The organism is Dactylosporangium sp. NBC_01737, assembly GCF_035963215.1.
Lineage (GTDB): Bacteria > Actinomycetota > Actinomycetes > Mycobacteriales > Micromonosporaceae > Dactylosporangium.
Genome location: NZ_CP109153.1, coordinates 9248206 through 9267447, shown reverse-complemented (window position 1 = coordinate 9267447; position 19242 = coordinate 9248206). Strand labels below are relative to the sequence as shown.

Annotated in this window: 17 protein-coding genes; 11 read left to right on the top strand and 6 right to left on the bottom strand. The window is 73.2% G+C overall.

Going from position 1 to position 19242, the window contains the following annotated elements; genetic code table 11:
* Positions 1 to 26 precede the first annotated feature (26 nt).
* The 5 genes from OHA72_RS42310 (at position 27) to OHA72_RS42290 (ending at position 4424) form a co-directional block, all read left to right on the top strand.
* Positions 27 to 572, top strand: a complete 546-nt coding sequence (locus OHA72_RS42310) for a hypothetical protein (protein ID WP_327001718.1) — start codon at positions 27 to 29, stop codon at positions 570 to 572.
* A 137-nt stretch (positions 573 to 709) separates the two neighbouring features.
* Entirely contained in the window at positions 710 to 1549 is an 840-nt protein-coding gene (locus tag OHA72_RS42305; protein WP_327001717.1) for a hypothetical protein, read from the top strand.
* Positions 1550 to 1645: 96 nt separating this feature from the next.
* The gene (locus OHA72_RS42300) at positions 1646 to 2503 is read left to right on the top strand and encodes an alpha/beta hydrolase (RefSeq protein ID WP_327001716.1); all 858 of its coding nucleotides are present in this window, start codon (positions 1646 to 1648) and stop codon (positions 2501 to 2503) included.
* 178 nt (positions 2504 to 2681) lie between these two features.
* Positions 2682 to 3044, top strand: a complete 363-nt coding sequence (locus OHA72_RS42295) for a PadR family transcriptional regulator (protein WP_327001715.1) — start codon at positions 2682 to 2684, stop codon at positions 3042 to 3044.
* Positions 3045 to 3071: 27 nt separating this feature from the next.
* Complete coding sequence (locus OHA72_RS42290; RefSeq protein WP_327001714.1) at positions 3072 to 4424, top strand: condensation domain-containing protein; 1353 nt, start codon at positions 3072 to 3074, stop codon at positions 4422 to 4424.
* Here the strand turns inward: OHA72_RS42290 and OHA72_RS42285 are convergent.
* Positions 4419 to 4826 (bottom strand): hypothetical protein, encoded by a 408-nt coding sequence (locus OHA72_RS42285; protein WP_327001713.1) that lies wholly within the window; start codon positions 4824 to 4826, stop codon positions 4419 to 4421. The genes OHA72_RS42290 and OHA72_RS42285 overlap by 6 nt on opposite strands.
* Positions 4827 to 4981: 155 nt before the next feature.
* Between OHA72_RS42285 and OHA72_RS42280 the strand changes: the two genes are divergently transcribed.
* From OHA72_RS42280 to OHA72_RS42270, 3 genes are all read left to right on the top strand, one after another.
* Positions 4982 to 7222, top strand: a complete 2241-nt coding sequence (locus OHA72_RS42280; RefSeq protein WP_327001712.1) for an AAA family ATPase — start codon at positions 4982 to 4984, stop codon at positions 7220 to 7222.
* A gap of 70 nt (positions 7223 to 7292) precedes the next feature.
* Positions 7293 to 7682, top strand: a complete 390-nt coding sequence (locus OHA72_RS42275) for a helix-turn-helix domain-containing protein (RefSeq protein ID WP_327001711.1) — start codon at positions 7293 to 7295, stop codon at positions 7680 to 7682.
* A 113-nt stretch (positions 7683 to 7795) separates the two neighbouring features.
* A complete protein-coding gene (locus OHA72_RS42270; RefSeq protein ID WP_327001710.1) occupies positions 7796 to 10216 on the top strand; it encodes an ATP-binding protein in 2421 nt (806 codons plus the stop codon).
* A 56-nt stretch (positions 10217 to 10272) separates the two neighbouring features.
* Here the strand turns inward: OHA72_RS42270 and OHA72_RS42265 are convergent, their stop codons facing one another.
* Positions 10273 to 12582, bottom strand: coding sequence for a cellulose binding domain-containing protein (locus OHA72_RS42265; protein WP_327001709.1), 2310 nt, complete (start codon positions 12580 to 12582; stop codon positions 10273 to 10275).
* A gap of 188 nt (positions 12583 to 12770) precedes the next feature.
* Positions 12771 to 13490: a hypothetical protein gene (locus OHA72_RS42260; RefSeq protein WP_327001708.1), complete on the bottom strand. Its 720-nt coding sequence runs from the start codon at positions 13488 to 13490 to the stop codon at positions 12771 to 12773.
* A 173-nt stretch (positions 13491 to 13663) separates the two neighbouring features.
* Between OHA72_RS42260 and OHA72_RS42255 the strand changes: the two genes are divergently transcribed.
* Positions 13664 to 14797, top strand: a complete 1134-nt coding sequence (locus OHA72_RS42255; RefSeq protein ID WP_442788382.1) for an NYN domain-containing protein — start codon at positions 13664 to 13666, stop codon at positions 14795 to 14797.
* A gap of 104 nt (positions 14798 to 14901) precedes the next feature.
* A complete protein-coding gene (locus tag OHA72_RS42250) occupies positions 14902 to 16578 on the top strand; it encodes a diguanylate cyclase (RefSeq protein WP_327001706.1) in 1677 nt (558 codons plus the stop codon).
* A 55-nt stretch (positions 16579 to 16633) separates the two neighbouring features.
* On the opposite strand, the gene OHA72_RS42245 is transcribed toward OHA72_RS42250, so the two are convergent.
* The 3 genes from OHA72_RS42245 to OHA72_RS42235 are packed head-to-tail and all read right to left on the bottom strand — an operon-like array spanning position 16634 to position 18699.
* Positions 16634 to 17380, bottom strand: coding sequence for a hypothetical protein (locus OHA72_RS42245; protein ID WP_327001705.1), 747 nt, complete (start codon positions 17378 to 17380; stop codon positions 16634 to 16636).
* The gene (locus OHA72_RS42240) at positions 17377 to 17883 is read right to left on the bottom strand and encodes a GNAT family N-acetyltransferase (protein WP_327001704.1); all 507 of its coding nucleotides are present in this window, start codon (positions 17881 to 17883) and stop codon (positions 17377 to 17379) included. Before OHA72_RS42240 ends, OHA72_RS42245 begins: the two co-directional genes overlap by 4 nt.
* 24 nt (positions 17884 to 17907) lie before the next feature.
* The gene (locus OHA72_RS42235) at positions 17908 to 18699 is read right to left on the bottom strand and encodes a helix-turn-helix domain-containing protein (RefSeq protein ID WP_327001703.1); all 792 of its coding nucleotides are present in this window, start codon (positions 18697 to 18699) and stop codon (positions 17908 to 17910) included.
* 117 nt (positions 18700 to 18816) lie between these two features.
* On the opposite strand from OHA72_RS42235, the gene OHA72_RS42230 reads away from it, so the two are divergent.
* Complete coding sequence (locus OHA72_RS42230; protein WP_327001702.1) at positions 18817 to 19239, top strand: hypothetical protein; 423 nt, start codon at positions 18817 to 18819, stop codon at positions 19237 to 19239.
* Positions 19240 to 19242 lie beyond the last annotated feature (3 nt).

Genomic DNA, 19242 nt, shown 5'->3' with positions numbered 1-19242 from the left:
ACCGAAGGTGACTCGGGAGGCGTCAGATGAAGATCGACGTTCGCACGGATCTCGTTGACGAGCAGCTGGAACTGGCGTGGGAGCTGTACTGCACCGCGTTCCGCCATCTCAACGCGCTCACCGTGCAGCGCCACCTCATGTACCGTGCCGAATTCGACGACGTCATGACCGACCGCCGCATCGAGAAGTGGCTCGCCTACTCCGACGACGGCGTCCTGCTGGGTCTCGCGACCTACACCAACCAGCTCAGCGCGTGGCCGCTCATCTCACCGGAGTACTTCGCCCGCCGCTGGCCGGCGCACTACGCCGACAACCGGATCTGGTACTGCGGCTTCGTCGCCGTCCCGGGCCACGAGCACGGCGTGTTCGTCAAGCTCATCGAGGCGATGTACCGCCACGCCGAGGAGCAAGAGGGCGTCATCTCACTGGACATCTGCCGCCACAACATCGAGGCGTACCGGTTGGACCGCGCGATCGCCACGTGGCTGCGCCGCATCTCCAACGGCCGCGTCCGCAGCGAGACCGCCGACTCGCAGACCTTCATGACCTACGAGACCGCCCCCGCCGCCTGACGCCCGGCCGCGCCTCCATGACGGACGGGGGGCGCGGTTTCGCGGTGCATGATCGGCCCGACCTGTGCTCCTCCCGGTCTGTTGTTTGCACTCGAACGACGCTGGGGCGCGGCGGGTGACGCCGATACGTTGCGAGGATGTTCGGTCCCATCGGCGGGCCCGGCGGGCCCGCGATCGGCTCGCCTGCGGCCGCGCAGCAGCTCGTCCGGCAGCAGCAGGAGCAGTACTTCGCGTGGCGCGCCGCCCAGGACCGCGCCGCCGCGGCACGGGCCGCGGAGGTCGCCGCCGCGAGGGTCCGATGGCGTGCCTCCGGCCTGCGCTGCGACGTCGTCACGGGCTGCGGGGCGGTGGCGGCGGGCCGCTGCTCCGGTTGCCGGCACACGTTCTGCGAGTCGCATCAGAGCTACGACCGCCCGGCGGACGGCTCCGCGGTGCGGGTGATGACCGACCAGTGCGTCCTGTGCCAGGCCGCGCAGGTGGCCGCCGCGCTCGCGGCCGCCGAGCAGGCCGCGAACGCGGCCGCCGAGGAGGAGCAACGGCGGCGCCGCGAGGCGCGGCGGCAACGGCAGCAGGAGCTGCGCGAGCACGCGGCGAGGGTCCGCGCCCACGAGCGGGAAAACGACTGGCCCGGCGCGCGCCGGCTGCTGCCCGAGGTCGAGCGGCAGCTCGCCGCCACGCCGCTCGTCCGGCCCGAGCCGACCGACGGCCAGGTCGGCCGGGCGAACGCGGTCCTCATCCTCGGCGGCGTCACGGTGCTGCTGGCCGGGTGCGCGATGATCGAGGACAACCTGCCGCTGCTCGGGGTGATGCTCGGCATCCTGCTGTTCACGTTCGTGCCGCTGTCGATCTGGGCGCTGCGGGTGCGGCGGCGCAGGTCCCGCGCCGAGCGGTGGGCAGCCCTGCAGCTGGAGCGCCAGGAACTGCTGTCCGCCAGGGGCTGCGGCATCGCCGGCTGCGCCACCTGCGCCACGGGCTGAATCACCCCGAGCCCCACCCGGCGCCGGACGGCCGTGAGCTGATCATTGGCACGACGGATGCTTCATGGGTACACCGCCGGAAAGCGGGGACATGCGATGAAGACGTTCCGGAGTGCTCCGATGCTCGCCTCGATGGCCACGGTCCTGGCCGTGAGTCTCGGCGTGATCGGGGGAGCGACCGCGCCGGCGACCGTTGCGGCGCCGGTGCCGTCGGCGGCCGCCTGCGCCGCGAAACCGACCGTCGTGCTCGTGCACGGGGCGTGGGCGGGGACCTCCAGCTGGAACGGCGAGGTCGAGCGGCTGCAGCGGGCGGGGTACACCGTGCGGGCCTTCGCCAATCCGTTGCGCGGGCTGACCAGTGACGCCGCGGACCTGGCGGCGTTCCTCGACACGATCGACGGGCCGATCGTGCTCGCCGGACACTCCTACGGCGGCTCCGTCATCACCAACGGCGCGGCGGGCAACGCCAACGTCAAGCAGCTGGTGTACGTCGACGCGGCAGCACCCGCGGTGGGTGAGAACACGGGCCAGCTCAGCGGCAAGACCTCGGCGCTGAGCGCGCAGCCCGGCACGCTGTACGACCAGGTGCCGTACGCCGGTGCGCCGGCCGGTGACGTCGAGCTGTACCTGAAGCAGCCGGTGTTCCTGCAGTCGTTCGGCCCCGACCTGCCGAAGCCCGTCGCGACCATGCTCTGGGCGGGGCAGCGACCGGCCACGATGCGCGCGTTCACCACGCCGTCGAAGGCGGCGGCCTGGAAGACGATCCCGTCGTGGTACGTCATCGGCACCGCCGACAAGATCATCACGCCGGAGTCGCAGCAGGCGATGGCGAAGCGGGCCAACGCCAAGGTCCTGGAGGTCCCCGGCGGTTCGCACCTGACGCTCATCTCCCACCCGGAGCCCGTCACCGGACAGATCGTGGCCGCCGCGAACCAGGCCTGCCAGTCGAGGTGAAGACGCACGCGGGGGGAAGGATCTCGCGGAGTGCGGACTGCCGCCGCACCCGCCCGGACGGTGACACCGCGCCCGGCCCCGGTGTATCGGTTTTTGTATCACCTGGTGAACGGTTCACGCCGTGCCGGCGGTGTTAGCGTCGGGCAGCGATGAACGTCATCGGGGTCGTGTGAAAGGTATGACGGGCTTGCCGCTGCGTGAACCGACGTTTCTCATTCTGGCCGCGCTCGCGGCCGAGCCGCAGCACGGGTATGCGGTCCTGGAGGACGTGCGGCGCATCTCGGAGGACCGGGTGCAGCTGCAGGCCGGCACGCTGTACGGCATCCTCGAACGGCTCCGGATCGACGGACTCATCGAGCTGGACCGGGAGGAGGTCGTCGCCTCGCGGCTGCGGCGCTACTACCGGCTCACCACGCCCGGGCTCGACCTGCTCAGCGCGGAGACCGACCGGCTGCACCGCAACGCGGCCGCGGCGGACCGGCGGCTGCGGCTGGCGCGGCGCAACGACGAGGCGGCCCGGCCGGCGGTCAGATCACACTGAACGATCACCATCTGCGAAAGAGCTGCCATGTTCGTCAAGTCCGATGAGGTCCGGTTCGAGTTCGCGGGCGACGGGTCCGGCGTGGACGACCTGGCGTGGGGCCAGCAGGAGATCTGGCTCGCCATGGTCCGCCAGCGCAGCTGGATCCCCATCGGCGGCCCGGGGCGGCTCAAGGCCGGCACCACGCTCGACGACGTCGTCGACGATCTGCAGTACACGCTCGGGCGGTACCAGACGATGCGCACGCGGCTGCGGTTCAGCGACGACGGACGGGTGCGCCAGGAGGTGTCGGCGCGCGGCGAGTTCGTGATCGAGGTCTTCGACGCGCCGGACGACGCCGACCCGGACAGGTTCGCGCTTGCCCTGTACGACTGGTTCCGCACGTGGGACTACGACTACGTCAAGGACTGGCCGGTCAGGGTCGGCGTGGTCCGGCAGCGCGGCGCGCTCACCCATCAGGTCACGGTCGCCTCGCACCTGGTCACCGACGCGCTCGGCGGAGCGATCATGATGGACGAGGTCACCCGCCGGGAGCCGGCGCCGGTCGCCGGCCTGCAGCCGCTGGAGCAGGTGCGCCGGCAGCGGTCCCCGGCGGGGCAGCGGCAGAACGAGGCCGCGCTGCGGTACTGGCGGCGGCAGCTGCGCACGATCCCCGCGCGGACCGTGCCGGAGTCCGACGACCGGTGCGAGCCGCGCTACCGCGAGGGGCTGCTGCACTCACCGGCCATGCACCTGGCGCTGCGGGCGATCGTGGCACGGGAGGGCGTGGACCCGGCGGCCGCGCTGCTGGCCGTGTTCGCGATGGCCGTCGTCCGGGTCACCGGCGTCGACCCGGTGGTGATCCGCCCCATCGTCGGCAACCGGTTCTGGCCCGGCCTCGCCGACGTGGTGTGCCCGGTCAACCAGGCCGGCCTGTGCGTCGTCGACATCGCCGGCGCACCGTTCCCGGAAGTGCTCGACCGGGTGCGGCGGACGGTCATGTCGACGTACAAGTACGCCAGCTTCGACCCGCTGCGGCTCGCCGAGGCCATCGCGGACGTCGAACGGGAGCGTGGTGAGCACCTCGACCTGTCGGTGCTGTTCAACGACCGCCGCACCGGCGACCGGTCCGAGCTGGCCGGCGGGGACGCCTCCGACGTGACCCTGCAGCGGATGAGCGACGCGCTGGCGCAGACCCGGTTCGACTGGCCGGTGGCCCGCGACAACCCGCACGAGCGGCTGATGGTCAACGTCGAGGACGCGGTGGGCGCGGTGGAGGTGCGGATCGCCTTCGACACCCACCACATCGCGCCCGCCGCCGCCGAGGCGTGCGTGCGCGGCATGCAGCAGGTCGCGGTCGCCGCGGCGCTGGCCCGGGAGCATGCCCCGGTCCCTTCATAGGGGCGGCGTCTTCGGCGGGTACTGCACCACCTGCGTGGCGACGACCGTGACGGCACCGAACTCGGCCGCGACGCCGTAGCGCTGCAGCGCCGGCGGGTCCAGCAGCATCACCGTGCCGGTGACCGTGACCAGCTCACCCACGGCCACGCGCACCGGCGTGGCCGCGACGACGAGCTGCCCGGACACCGGCAGGTCCGCGTCGGCCAGGACGAACGCCCGGTCGCCGCGGACCTCGGTGACCACGGCGGTGACGGTCAGGGTGGTGCCGGGCCGCAGCTGCCGCACCGGCGAGGACACGATCGGGCGCACCGGCGGCGGGGGCTCCCCGGTGCAGCCGGTCGGCAGCGCGGCGCCGGCACCCAGGCAGCACAGCAGCAGGACCCGCATCGATGACCGGTTCACGCTGGCTCACCTCGCCGTCGCAGTGCGACCGCCTGCGTCCAGCGTGACCCGCGCTGGTCACGGAACGATCGCGGCCGATGCGACAGTTCCGTGACGGGCGTGCCAGGGTCGGTTGCGCAGACGTGATGTAGTCGTCTTGGGGAGTTCGGAGGGGCATGGCCGTCGAGACACACCAGCCGCAGCGGCGGTGGCCGTTCGTGGCCCGCGACGCCGAGCGGGCCGCGGTGCTGCGCGCGATCGGCGCCGCGGAGGCAGGCGGTGCGCTGGTGATCGGGCCGGCGGGGATCGGCAAGAGCCGCCTCGCCGACGAGGTGCTTGCCGTGCGCTCCGCCGGCCGGGTGCTGCGGGTGCACGCGTCGGAGGCCGGCCGGGACGTGCCGCTGGGCGCCTTCGCGCGCTGGCTGCCGGCCCGGACGCGCGCCGTCGACGACGCCGGCGGTGCAGTGGCGGCCGTGGTACGGGCGGTGAGCGCGAGCCCGGCGGCCGACCTGACGGACGGGCCGGACAAGGCCGACAAGGCCGACGGCCGGGCGGTCCTGCTCGTCGACGACATCGACCTGCTCGACCCGCTGTCCGCGCTGGTGATCCACCAGATCGTCGCCGGTGGGCTGCTCGACGTGGTCGCCACGCTGCGGTCCGGGGCGCCGGCGCCCGACTTCGTCGCCGCGCTGCTGCGCACAGGACGGCTGGCCAGGATCGACCTGGACCCGCTCGGGCCGCCCGCGATCGGCGCGCTGCTGGCCGCGGTCCTTTCCGGGCCGGTCTCCAGCATCACGGTCGCCTTCATCCAGCGGGTCTCCGCCGGGAACCCGCTGTACGTCAGGGAGCTGCTCGGCGACGCGCTGGACACCGGCGCCCTGACCGTGGTCGACGGGCTGTGGCACCTGCGACCGGCGCAGACCGCCTCGCAGCGCCTCACGGACCTGCTCGACGCCAGGCTGCGCAGCACCACCCCGGCGGAGCGGCGGGCCCTGGAGCTGCTCGCCCTCGCCGGCCGGCTCGGGCTGCGCTGGCTGCACGAGCTGTGCGACCCGGAGGCCGTCGAGTCGCTGGAGCGGCGCGGCCTGATCGTGGTCCGCCGCGACGGCCGCCGGCTGCCGGCCGAACTGGCGCACCCGCTGTACGGCGAGATCCTGCGCGCCACCCTGCCGGCGTCGGCCCGGCTGCGGCACAGCCGCACCCTCGCCGACCTGTACGAGCGCACCGGTGCCCGGCGGGTCGACGACCTGCTGCGCTGGGCGGTGTGGCGGCTCACCGGCGGCGGCCCGTTCGACCCGGCCTGGATGAGCGAGGCGGCCCGCCGTGCGACGCTGCTGCGGGCCCGCGCCGGGCTGCGGGAACGGCTCGCCCGGCACGCGTGGCTCGCCACCGGCGACGTCGAGGCGGGCCTGCTGGTGTGCGCCGCCCAGTTCGACGACGGCCGGTTCGCCGAGGGGTACCGCACCCTGGACGAGCTCGCCGCGACCGTGGACTCCGACGAAGGCCGGGCCGGGGTCGCGCTGACCCGTGCGTTCTACCGCGGCTGGGGCGCCGGCCGCCTCGACGAGGCCCTCGACGTCCTGGAGACGGCCGAGGCCGGCGTCACCGACGCGGTCTGGCGCGCGGAACTGGCCACCCAGCGCAGCATGCTGCTGGCCGCGTCCGGCACCCCGGCCGAGGCCCTGACACTGCTGGAGCCGCTGCTGGACGGGCGCGCGGGCGGCGAGCCGTCGCTGCGCGCCGCCGCGGCCGGCGGCATCGCGTGCATGATGGCCGGGCGGTTCCCGGCCGCGATGCGCCTGTCCCGCCGGGCGTACCGGCTGATCGCCGAGGCCGACCGGGAGCACCGCGACATCGGCGTCCTCACCGGTCTCGCCGGGCTGTGCGTGCGGGTCATCACCGACGCCGGGTACGCCGCGGAGGCCCGCGACTTCGGCGGCGCCGCGGCAGGGCGGCCGCCGCGACCGGCGACGCGCACGGGCTCGCCTGGATCACCGCGGGCCTGGCGTCGCTGGAGCTGCCCGCCGGTGACCTCGACCGGGCCCGCCGGCACGCGGTCGAGGCGGCCGCCTACTTCCGGCAGGTCAACTCGCCGATCGGGCTCGGCTGGGTCCTCGCCATCGGGCTGCTGGTCGCCGTGCACCAGGGCGACGGTCCCCGCGCGGCGGTGCTGCGCGCCGAGCTGGCCGAGACCCGGCCGGAGCTGCGCCAGATCCGGCTCTACCACTACGAGATCGATCGTGCCGTGGCCTGGCACACCGCGTACACCGGCGACACGGACACCGCATGCGGGATCCTCGCGCAGCGGGCCCGGCACTGGTCGGACCGTGGCGCGGTCATGCCGGCCGTCGTGCTCGCCAACGACCTGGCCCGGCTCGGCCGGGCGGATCTCGCCGCCGGGGTCCTGGCCGGGGTAGCGCTGCCGGACGGGTGGCCGCTCGGCGCGGCGATCGCGGCGTTCGTCACCGCCGCCGCGGCGGGGACCCGGTGGCGCTGGAGACGGCCGCGGACGGGTTCGCGCGGCTGGGTTTCACCGTGTACGCCGTCGACGCGATGTCGGCGGCCGCGGTCGCGGCGAGCGGGACGTCCCGCGAACCGGCACGCGTCATCGCGGCCGCCGCCGCGCTCGCCGCGCAGTGCCCGGGACTGCACACGCCGCTGCTGTCGCGGGGCGGGACGGCGGACCGGCTGACCCGGCGGGAGCGGGAGGTCGCGCAGCTCGCCGCGCGGGGGCTGAGCAACCGGGAGATCGCCGTGCGGCTCACCGTGTCCGGCCGTACCGTGGAGAACCACCTGGCCCGCGTGTACCTGAAGCTCGGCGTGCACGGCCGCGCCGGGCTGGCGGCCGGCCTGAGTAGCCCCGCCGCCGAAATCTGAGCAGTCCCCACTCATGACGCCGCCGGGACGACGGGGCACCTTGGAAGCGTTTCCACGGTGTACCGGGCGTGTTACGTCCCGTGATCCCGTTTCATGTTCCTGGGGAGGTTCCGGTGGCCGCCGTCGCCACGTTCGGACAGGTCATCAAGCACCGGCGGCGCGCACTGGACATGACCCAGCGGGACCTGGCCAACCAGGTCGGCTACTCGGTGATCACGATCCGGAAGGTCGAGACGGACGAACGCCGCCCGTCCCGTGAGCTCGCCGAGCGCCTCGCCCACTGCCTGCGCATCGACCCGGAGCAGCGCAGCGCCTTCGTCGGGCTCGGCCGCCACGAGCCGGTGCCCGCCGCATGGTCCAACCTGCCGGCGCCGCTGACCCGGCTGATCGGCCGGGACACCGAGGTCGACCTGGTCCGCGACACCGTCATGCAGCGCAGCGTCCGGATCGTCACGCTGGTCGGGCCGCCCGGGATCGGCAAGAGCCGGCTCAGCGTCGAGGTCGCCGGCGAGCTGCGGGCGATGTTCCCCGACGGCGTCTGCTTCGTCGCGTTCGCACCGGTCGGCGACGAGGCCCTGGTCGTGCCGACCCTCGCCACCGCGCTCGGCGTGCGCGAGGTGGCCGGGACCCCGTTGAGCGACGTGCTGACCGACCACCTGCGCGACCGCAGGCTCCTGCTGCTGCTGGACGACTGCGAACACCTGCTCGGCGCGGCCCGGCTGTTCGCGGAGCTGCTCACCGCCTGCCCTGAGCTGCGGATCCTCGCGACCAGCCGGGCGCCGCTGCACATCCGCGGCGAACGGCTCATCCCGGTCCCGCCGCTCGCGCTGCCCAACGCCCGGCTCGACGCGACCGCCGCGGCGGTCGAGCTGTTCGTGGAGCGGGCCGCCGCCGTCGACCCGGCGTTCCGGCTCACCGACGCCAACGCCGGCGACGTCGCGGCCATCTGCGCCGGCGTCGACGGCCTGCCCCTCGCGATCGAGCTCGTCGCCGCCCGGGTCGCGCTGCTGTCCACGGCCGCGATCCTGGCCCGGCTCAACCACCGCCTGACGTTGCTCACCGACGGCCCGCGGGACCTGCCCGAGCGCCAGCAGACGCTGCGGCGCACCATCGACTGGAGCTACGACCTGCTCGAACCCGCCGAGCAGCTGCTGTTCGCGCGGCTGGCGGTGTTCACCGGCGGGTTCAGCCTGGCCGCCGCGGAGGCCGTGATGGACCCCGACGCCGCCGAGGCCGTGATGGACCCCGAGGGCGCGGCGGTCCGGGACGGCGTCACGGTGCTCGACGGCGTCGCCGGGCTCGCGGAGAAGAACCTGCTCCGGCAGGAGGTCCGCGCCGACGGCGAACGGTACGCCGACTTCTTCGAGATGATCCGCGAGTACGCCCTGGAACGCCTCGTCGCCTCCGGCGAGCAGGAACGCATCAGGGCCCGGCACGCCCGCTACTACCTGGCGCTGGCCGAGCAGGAGAGCGACCTGGACCGCCTCGGCGTCGAGCACAACAACCTGCGCGGCGCCCTGGAATGGCACATCCAGCGCGACGACGCCGACGCCGGGCTGCGCCTGGTCGCGGCGCTGTGGAAGTTCTGGCACATCCGCTCGCACCACACCGAGGCCAGCCGATGGGTCACGCTGGTCATGCAGCTGGCCGGCGACCACGACCCGGCGGTGCGCGCCCACGTGCTCTGCGGCGCCGGCTGGATCGCCGTGGACCGCAGCGACCACGTCCGCGCCAAGGCCTGCTTCGACGAGAGCCTGGCGCTGTTCCGCTCGCTGGGCGACCCGCGCGGCATCGCCGAGGCCCTGCACGGCGTCGGCACCATGCTGCACGCGTCGGGCTGCAACGCCGAGGCCCTTGCGCTGTTCGAGGAGAGCCTCCAGCTGTACCGCGGCCTCGACGACACCGAAGGCATCGCGTGGACCCTGGACCACCTCGGCCAGAGCCGCCTCGGCCTGCCCGACCCGACCGGCGCCGAGGCGCTGTTCGACGCGAGCCGCGCCCTGTTCCAGCGGCTCGGCCACGCCTGGGGCCGCGCCATCACGCTGGACCACCTGGGCCTGGCCGACCTGGCGCAGGGCAACCACGCCCGGGCCGAGGAGCGCTTCAGCGAGGCGCTGGGCCTGTTCGACGAACTGGCCAACACGTGGGGGATCGCGACCTCGTTCGAGCACCTCGGCCACGCCGCCCTCGCCGCCGGCGACACGACGCGGTCCCTGGACTGCTTCCGGCGCAGCCTGGAGCTCAACCAGGCGGAGGCGGACCGGGCCGGCATCGTGCGGTCCCTCGCGGGGCTGGCCAGCCTCGCCGTGGTGCGGCGGCAGGCGCAGCGGGCGGCGCGGCTCTTCGGCGCCCTGGCGCTGCTGGCGGAGTCGAGCTGGGTGTCCATGAACCCGGTGGAGCGGGCCATCCACGACCGTGACCTCGCGGTCGTGCACCGCGACCTCGACCATGAGGCGATGGCGCGGGCCTGGGCGCTGGGCGCCCGGATGAGCCTGGCCGAGGCGGTCGCCTACGCCGCCGCCGACGGGACGTGAAGGGGCGGGTACCGGCCTCCCAACGCCGGCACCCGCCAGTCTTCATCCGCCGCGTGTCACGGACCCGTGCAGAAGCCGACGTTGCTGGTCGTCTGGCCCGGCTGCAGGATCTTGTTCCACGGGTTGGCGGGGTCGGCGTGCACGTTGGTCGCCGTCGCGCCCTGCTGGGTCAGCACCATGTTCCAGGTCTGGCTGATGTGCTGCCCGGCCGGGATCGCGAAGGTCGTGAACCACTCCTTCGCGGTGCCGGTGTTGTTGGTGACGTACACGTCCGCGCAGTAGCCGCCCTGGCTGATCGGCCGCACACCGGGCGCCCGGACCACCACGGTCGTCGGCAGGCTCGGCGTCTCGCCGCAGGACAGCACCAGGTCGAGGTTCGTCACCGGCGGCAGGTTCACCGCCACCTGCTTGACGGCGGAGTCCACGTACGGCTGCGTCGTGCCCGGCTGGGTGCAGCCGGCCTTGGCCACGCGGACCTTGTACCAGCCCGGCGAGACGTCCCAGCGGTAGAAGCCGTAGCCGTTGGTGATCGACGGGTTCACCCGGTTGCGCGGTGACATGATGGTGGTGCTGCCGTTGGGTACCACGGTGTACGTGCCGTTCTGCGTCGCCGAGCGGTACAGCGTCACCGTCGCCCCGCTCACCGGCGCCCCGGCGGTGTTGAAGACCCGCCCGCTGGGGTCGATGAACAGGTTGCCGGTGCTGGTGAACGTCGTGCCGCCGCACGTGATCGAGATGATCACCTGTGCCTCGTCGTGCAGGATGTACCCGGCGTTCGGATTTCGCAGCGGGCCCACGCCGGTCGCGGTGTAGGTGCCCGACCCGGTGTCGGTGAGGTTGCCGCTGAGCGTGAACCCTTCCGTCGGCGGCGTGGTCGCGTAGTTACGCCCGACGATCTTCCACGTTGCGGCGGTCGACGGGGTGCAGCCGGTGGCGTTGATGGTGAACACGTCGTCCCAGTGCACCAGCGGCGTGCCGTCGGCGGTCGCCCGGCCGCCGGTGTTGATGCCGCCGCTGACCGCGACCGGGTTCACGCTGAACTTGGTCGTGGCGATCGTCGAGGCCTGCGGCAGGTTCCAGATCTCGAAGCCCGCCTGGACCGACGTCAGCCACCAGCGCATCTCCAGGCAGGTGGTCTGCTCCGGGGTGATCGGCGAGCCGGGATCGGTGGCGCAGTAGATGCCCATGTCGTCGAGGCTGGCGGCGTACTTGGTGAAGATGTGGCTGTCGAAGCCGCCGTTGGCCGCCACGGACTGCGGCACCGCCGGGTCACCGACGAGCCCGGTGCCCTTCGTGCGGGCCACGAACGAGATGACATTCCAGCGCACGCCGTTGTCGAAACTGCGCACCCGGCCGCCCCACACGTCGAACGTGGTCGCCGTCGGCACGCCGTTGACGACGGTGCGGATGCCCGGGATGGACACGTTGACCAGCAGCGGCTGACCGGCCGGCTGGATCTTCCCGGCGTGCGCGGCGTAGCTGGCCGGGTTCTGCGCGTCGGCCGCGTTGGCGTTGTTGTAGCCCTGGTTGTTGACCCAGATCATGATCTCGGCGCCGTCGTTCTGACCGGGGCTGTTGAGCGCGGCCGGGTTGGTCGGCAGGGTGCTGCCCTGGGTGGCGCAGCCGGTCGGCTGCGGCCGGCAGTTCGAGTCGAACCAGATGTCGTAGGACGCGTCCCACGCCTCATTCGTCCCCGCCGTGGCCGGGGTGCTGATGTTCCACACCGAGTCCATCCGGGCGACCCCGGCGGCCTGCTTCGGGAACGGCGCGCCCGGCGGTGTCGTGCCCGTCGGCGCGCACTCACCCCAGTGGCAGCCGGCGATGATGCTCGGGTACGCGGCCGGCGCGTGGATCTGGTGGCTGAACTCGTTCGCGGTGCCGGTCGTGTGGTTGACGCCGTCGGCCGGCGGCTGCTGCGCCACGAACGGCGCCGTGCCACCGGTCGTTGCGTACTGGTCCCGGACGCCGCTGTTCGGGTTGATCCACGGGTCGCCGGTGCCGGCCCAGTCGCAGTTCGGGTCGAAGGAGTCCGCACCGTTGGTGCAGGCCGGGCCGGTGTTGGCGTCGGAGCCGAAGTACGAGTTGGCGGTGTAGTTGGTCACCGAGAACCCGGACTGCGCCGTGTCGTAGTTCATGGTGAACCCGCCGCTCACTGCCGGGTTCCACAGGTTCGTCGCGACCCGGTAGACGCCCTCGGGGGAGGTGACGGTGGCGCCGGTGTACCGCGTGCCGCCGCCGTTGTACGTCGCCGTCGGGGTGAACGGGGTGGCGGGTGCGGCATGGGCGGTGGCGGGCGGCAGGACGGCGGCCACCAGGGCAAGGAGCCCGGTGCCCGCCAGCAGAGCTCGCCGTCGGAGTGTTGCCACGTGCATTCGATGCCTCCAGGTGTGGGTGTGCATCGATTAGGTCACCGGGAACGGACACCCAGATAGGTGACACTGCGGTACCAACGGCGGTACAACCGCCGATACAGGCCGGGAGCACACCGATACCGCGGGCACGACGAAAAGGCCCGCCGGCGTCGGACGCCGGCGGGCCTTCGGTGCGTTCTACGTCAGGCCTGGGCCTCGGGCTCGTCGCTGCGCGGGGCGGCCACGAGCTCGCCCGGCACCGCCTCGGCCTCCTGGAACTCGGCCTCCACCTGCGGCTGGCTCACCCACAGCGCGCGCATCTGCTGCTGCATGAACGACGTGAGGCGGGAGCGGTATTCGTGGTCGAAGCCCTCAAGGGCCTCGATCTGCTGCTGCAGCGCCTGCCGCTTGGCGGTCAGGCCCCCGACCACGTCCTCGTAGATCTGCTCCGCGCGCTGCTTGATGTCGTGCGCGTTGGCCCGCGCCTGCTGGATGATCTTGTCCGAGCGGCTCTGCGCCTCGGCCAGGATGTCGTTGGCGTTCTGCTCCGTCTCGCCGGCGAACGCCTCCGCCGACTGGGCGATGCTCTCCGCCTGCGCGCGCGCCTCGGCGATGATCTTCTCCGCCTCGTCGTGCAGCGCGTCGGCGTGTGCCTGCGCCTTCGACACGATCTGCGCGGCATCGGCGTGCGCCCCGGCGCGGATCTGCTCCGCCTCGCGCCGTGCACCGTCGAGGTGCTCCTCGGCGGTGCGCTGCGCCATGGTCAGCACCTGCAGCGCCTGATGCTGGGCGTTGACCTGCTGGGCGTTGACCTGCTGGGCGTTGATGTCGTGGCGCGGCAGCTGCTGCTCCGCGGTGTTGTTGAGCGACGCCTGACCGTTGGCGAGGCGTTCGTCGTATGGCCGCATCCCGTGTTGTGTCATGACTCCTGCCCCTCCTCGGCGGCGGTTGCGATGGGACCGGCACGGGGTGATCCCACGACGCCGCCAGCGCAGAACGCCACGCGGACAGTACCGGAGAAGCCGCCGGAAGTCAGCATCGCAACCTGCCCGTACCGGCCCGGTGACGGCGCGTTGCCCGGCGTACGCTGATGGGCGTGGATCAAGAAGAGCGGATCGCGCTGTTCCTCGACTACGAGAACCTGGCGCTGGGCGCCCGCGACAATCTCGGCGGGATGACGTTCGACTTCCGCCCGATCGCCGACGCCCTCGCCGAACGGGGGCGGGTGGTGGTGCGCCGGGCGTACGCCGACTGGTCCTACTTCGACGAGGACCGCCGGATGCTCACCCGCTCGCACGTCGAGCTGATCGAGATGCCGCAGCGGATGGGTGCCTCGCGCAAGAACGCCGCCGACATCAAGATGGCCGTCGACGCGATGGAGCTGGCCTTCGAGCGCGAGTACATCTCCACGTTCGTGCTGTGCACCGGCGACAGCGACTTCACCCCGCTGGTCCACAAACTGCGCGAGCTGAACAAGCGGGTCATCGGCGTGGGGGTGGAGAAGTCGACGTCGGCGCTGCTGCCGCCGGCGTGCGACGAGTTCCTGTACTACGACCGGCTCGAAGGCGTCGAGGTCCCCGCGGCCCGCACGCGTGGCAGCCGCACCGGCCGCCGGGCCGAGCCGGCGCCGGTGCCGTCGTCCTTGCCGGTGCCCTCGTCGCTGCCGTCGCCACTGCCGTCGCCATCGTCGTCGCCATTGCCATCGCTGGAGCCGGAGCTGGAGCCGGCGTCGCAGGCGGTCGGTGACGTCGACGCGCTCGCGGTGCTCGTCGCGCAGACGGTCGCGGGCATGCAGGGCAGCTCCGGCGGGGAGGTCACCGCGTCCAGGCTGAAGCGGACCCTGCTGCGCAAGGACCCGACGTTCAGCGAGTCCGACCACGGGTTCCGCACCTTCGGCGAACTGCTGCGGCACCTCGCGTCACGCAACGTGATCGAGCTGGTCGACGGCCCCGCCAAGGGCGACCCCGAGGTGGCGCTGCCCGAGCACGGCGACCAGGAGGCCGCGTTCGCGCTGCTGCGATCCGTCGTGCAGGACGCTGCCGGCGGCTCCTCCGACGGCGGGGTCGCACTGTCGGGGCTGAAGAACCAGGTCCGCCGCGTCCGGCCCGACTTCAGCGAGAAGAAACTCGGCTACCGCACGTTCCTGCAGTTCTGCAAGGCGGCCGCGACCGCCGGCGTGGTCCAGCTGCGCTGGAGCCCCGAGGCCGACGACTACCTGCTGACCGCGTGACCGGTCGGCCCGCATTCTCGGCCGAAGGGACGAGGTGACGCAACGCTACAGTCGGCATGTGGTGCGCCGATAGTCCGTCCGATCATGATCGGAGGTGCCGGAGGATGCCGGACCCGCGACCCCAGTCACCGGCAACGCTGCTGGCCGAGGCGTACGCCTCGCTCGTCGCGTCCGACCTCGACGCCGCCAAGGCCCTCGCGGAGCGGGCCACGGCGCTCGCCGAGGCGGTCGGCGACCAGCTCATGCACGCCCGCGCCGCGACGCTGCTGGCCCGGATCCTCTACATCCGCTGCGAGACCCCCGAGGCGATGGGGCGCGTCCTGACGGCGATCGACCTGAGCATCGCGGTCGCGGACCTGACCTCCACGGCGCAGGCGCACGAGGTCGCGACCCGCATCCTGCTCGACGTCGGCGAGACCGCCGGCGCGCTCGAGGAGGGCCTGGCCGCCACCCGCGCCGCCGAGGCCAGCGGGGACCTCGAGGCAACCGCGGCCGCGATGCGGGCCATGGCCAACGTGTACGCCGCGCTGCAGCAGTGGGACAAGGCCCTGGAGTTCGCCGAACGCTACCGCGAGACGGCGCGCCTGCTCGGCGACCCGGTGGCCGAGAGCGCCGCGATCGAGACGGTGTCGTTCATCTACGGCGGGATGGCGGTCGAGGCCGCCGACCGCGGCGACCACGAGCGGGCCGCCGACTGGCACGAGCAGACCGTGGTGCTGTCCCGGACCGCGATGCTGATGGCCCGCGCCGCCGGCAACCGCCGCGGCGAGAACACCTGCCTGGCCAACCTCGCCGAGTCCCTCGCCGACGTCGGCCGCGCACAGGAGGCGCTGGAACTGCTCGACAGCTGGCCCGCCGACCCGGCCCTGGACTCGGTGGCCAACCGGGTGCACCACCTGGAGACCCGCGGGATCGTGCTCATGGGCCTGGGCCGCCGGCACGAGGCCGCCGAACTGCTCGCGCTCAGCCTCGCCGAGGCACCCACCAGGCAGCACGAGATCGCGGCGCGCAAGGCGCTCGCGCAGCTGCTGGAGGAGCTCGGCGACCTACGCGGGGCGCTGGAGCACTACAAGCGCCTGTTCGTCCTGGTCTCCGAGCAGACGTCCGAGCACGCCAAACGGGCGGCCAGCGTCGCGGCCGTCCGGCTGGAGACCGCCCAGGCCCAGGCGCGGGCCATGGCACTGCAGGCCCAGGCCACCGCCCTGCAGCGGTCGAACGAGACGCTCAACCGCCGCTCCGAGGACCTGCGCCGTCAGGCCCTGGAGGACCCGCTGACCGGGCTGCCCAACCGGCGCCGCCTCGACCAGTTGCTCGCCTCCGATCTCAGCTCCTGCGCGGTCGTGGTCGTCGACGTCGACTTCTTCAAGCGCATCAACGACGGCTACTCCCATCTCGTCGGCGACGCGGTCCTGCGCGAGCTGGCCCAACTCCTGCGGGCCAGCTGCCGCCGCGGCGACACGGCGCTGCGCTTCGGTGGCGAGGAGTTCGCCCTGGTCCTGCAGGCGACCGAGCCCGACGCGCTGCTGACCCTGGCCGAGCGCACCCGCGCCGCCATCGAGACACACAACTGGGCCGCGCTCGCCCCGGGCCTGGCGGTGACGGCGAGCTTCGGCGCCGCCCTCGGCACCGAGGCCGCGACCAGCATCGAACTGCTGGCCCTCGCCGACAGCCGCCTGCTGTCCGCCAAGCGCAACGGCCGCAACCGGGTGACGGGCCCGGCGCACCCCGCGACCCGGCCGCCGACGACGACGACGAACGGAGCATCCGTCCGCGTGCGGTGACGAGCGGCGTGACCCTCGTCGCCGCCATCGGCTGGGGAAGCCAAGCCTGCGTCGTTCACGGTCGCTTGCGCAGCGCCTTGGCGGGCGGGTCCATCTTGAGCCAGGGCCGCAGCGTCGCGACGGCCGGGTCGTGGCCGGTCAGGTAGGGGGCGGCCAGGGCGCGCCAGGTCCGTCGGCGCTCGCCGCCGCAGGCGGCCTTGAACGACGCGAACGGCGGCTCGCCGTCGGGCACGGCGGCACGGACCTCGGCGGCGGACACGTCCAGCAGCGTGGCCACGACGGCGGGATCGTGGTCGGGGTTCGCGGCGTACAGCACGAGCAGCCCCAAGGTCAGCAACGGACGCGACCCGGGCTGCTCACGCCAGCTGCCGCGTTCGTGCTGCCGGCACCAGGCCACGAAGCGCAGCGCCGGCGCGGTCGCCTCCGGGCCGAGCACCAGCGCCGACTCGACCAGCCCCGCCAGGGCGCCGGCCGGGTAGAGCGTGTCGCCGGTGCCCGCCTGGATCATGCAGGAGAACAGCCGGGCGACGTGCCCGCGCTGGTCCGTCGCGTCGGGGCTGGTGTTGCCGGACATCTCCAGCACCGCGCCCGCCGGCCACGGCATGCCCGCCGGCAGCCGCCGGTCCATCACCAGGTCCTCGATGGCGTGCTCGTACTGCTCGACGTTCATGCCGTAGTCGAAGGTGGCGATGTCCCGCACGATCGAGGCGTCGAACCGGGTACGCACCCAGTCCCGCAGCGCCACCTCCGACGGCCGCAGGTCCTCCAGCATCGGGCCGAGATCGTGGTCGGGCGGCGTCATGGCAGCTGCTTGCGGAAGACGACCTCATGGCGGGTGTACCCCATCCGCGCCTCGTAGAACGGCATCGAGGTCGGGTTGTCCAGGCCGGTCTCCAACGTGATGGCCGCGGCGTCCAGCTCGACCGCCCACCGCTCGACCTCGGCCATCAGCGCCGTGCCGATCCCGGACCGGCGGGCGGCACCGGCCACGGCCAGCGCGTCGACGTGGACGCGGCGCCGGCCGAGGTCCCGCTGCACCTGCCAGCCGGACGACGGCAGCGGTTCGTGCAGGCGCGCGACCGCCGTGCCGACGATCTCACCGTCCAGCTCGGCCACCAGCATCAGGACCGACGGATCCGCCGCGAACCGCTCGTAGAGTTCGTCGTGCCAGTCCGCGAGACCCTGCGGCGACGGCTCCTGCGCGGTGTGCGGGTCCAGCGCGGCGAAGAACGCGCCGGCCTCCTGCCACAGGCGGGCCCGCCCCGCGCCGTCGCGGGCCTGTGCGCGTCGTACCACCACTGCCATTGCCTCATCGTCGCCCATGCAAGCTCACGTGACGAGTTCGGTCAGTGCCGCGCTCGTCGCGTCGTCGGCCGGCAGGAACGCCTCGAGGCGCAGCTCGGCGACGGTCACGTCGGTGGCGGTACCGAAATGGGTGAGCGTCGTGATGAGGCGCAGCTCCCGCTCGCCCAGGCGCAGGTGCAGCGGCACCGCGAAGCCCAGATGCTGCGCCGGCAACTGCCGCGGGCGCGGCGGCGCCAGGCCGGCGAGCTCCTCGGCCAGGCGCCGCAGCCGGTCGTTCGGGTTGCGCAGGCTCTCGGCGTGGACGCGGTCGATGACGTGCCACGCCCACTCGTCGAGGTTCACGATGTGCGGCGCGAGACCGCCCGGGTGCAGCAGGACCCGGGGGACGCTGACCGGCGCGACGAGCAGGCCGGCGTCGACGCCGCGGGTGAGCACGTGGAACCCCGCGTTGGCCGAGACGAGGTCGCCCTGCCGGTCGACGATGACCGCCGGAAACGGCAGGTGCCCGCGCAGGATGCGCTCCAGCGCCGCCAGCACCGGCGCGAGCTGCGGATCGTCGAGGTCGCGCTGGGGGTACGCAGGCGCGAACCCGGCGGCGAGCAGCAGCTCGTTGCGCTCACGGATCGGCACCTCCAGCGACTCCGCCAGCCGGATGATCATCGACCGCCCAGGGCTGGACCGCCCGCTCTCGATGAAGCTGACGTGCCGCTGCGTCGTGCCGGCGCGGGCCGCGAGCTCCAGCTGGCTGACCCGCCGCCGGGTGCGCCAGGTGCGCAGCGCGCCCGCGAGCGTGCCGCCGGCCGATTGGCTGGTCATTGCTCCTGTCTACCGGTTCCGCCGCCGCCCGGCGATTCCTTCCGGGGAATTGCCGCGGCGCGGCCGGCGCAGCACAGTCGTGGTGGCCACCGTCGTTCACGACCGAAGGATCCCCTCATGGCAGACACCGACCTGCAGAACCTCACCGACCGGTACGTGGCCGTGTGGGGCGAACCCGACGCGGACCGCCGCCGCGCCGCCGTCCGCGAGCTCTGGTCCGACGACGCGGTCCACGTCCTGCAGGCACCGCAGGAGCTGCGGCAGGCCGCCGCCGGCCTCGGGTTCGACCGCCTCGTGCTGGAGGCCCGCGGGCACGCCGAGCTGGAGTCGCGGGTGGCCCGCGCCTACCACGAGTTCGTCGCGCCGGGCACCTACGTGTTCCGCGCCCGCGGCGACGCCGACCGCCTCCGCGACGTGGTCAAGTTCCGCTGGGAGATGGTGCCCCGCGACGGCGGCGCCCCGGCCGGGTCGGGGCTGGAGATCCTCGTGCTCGGCGCGGACGGGCGCATCGTCGGCGACTACCAGTTCATCGAGGGGTGAGCG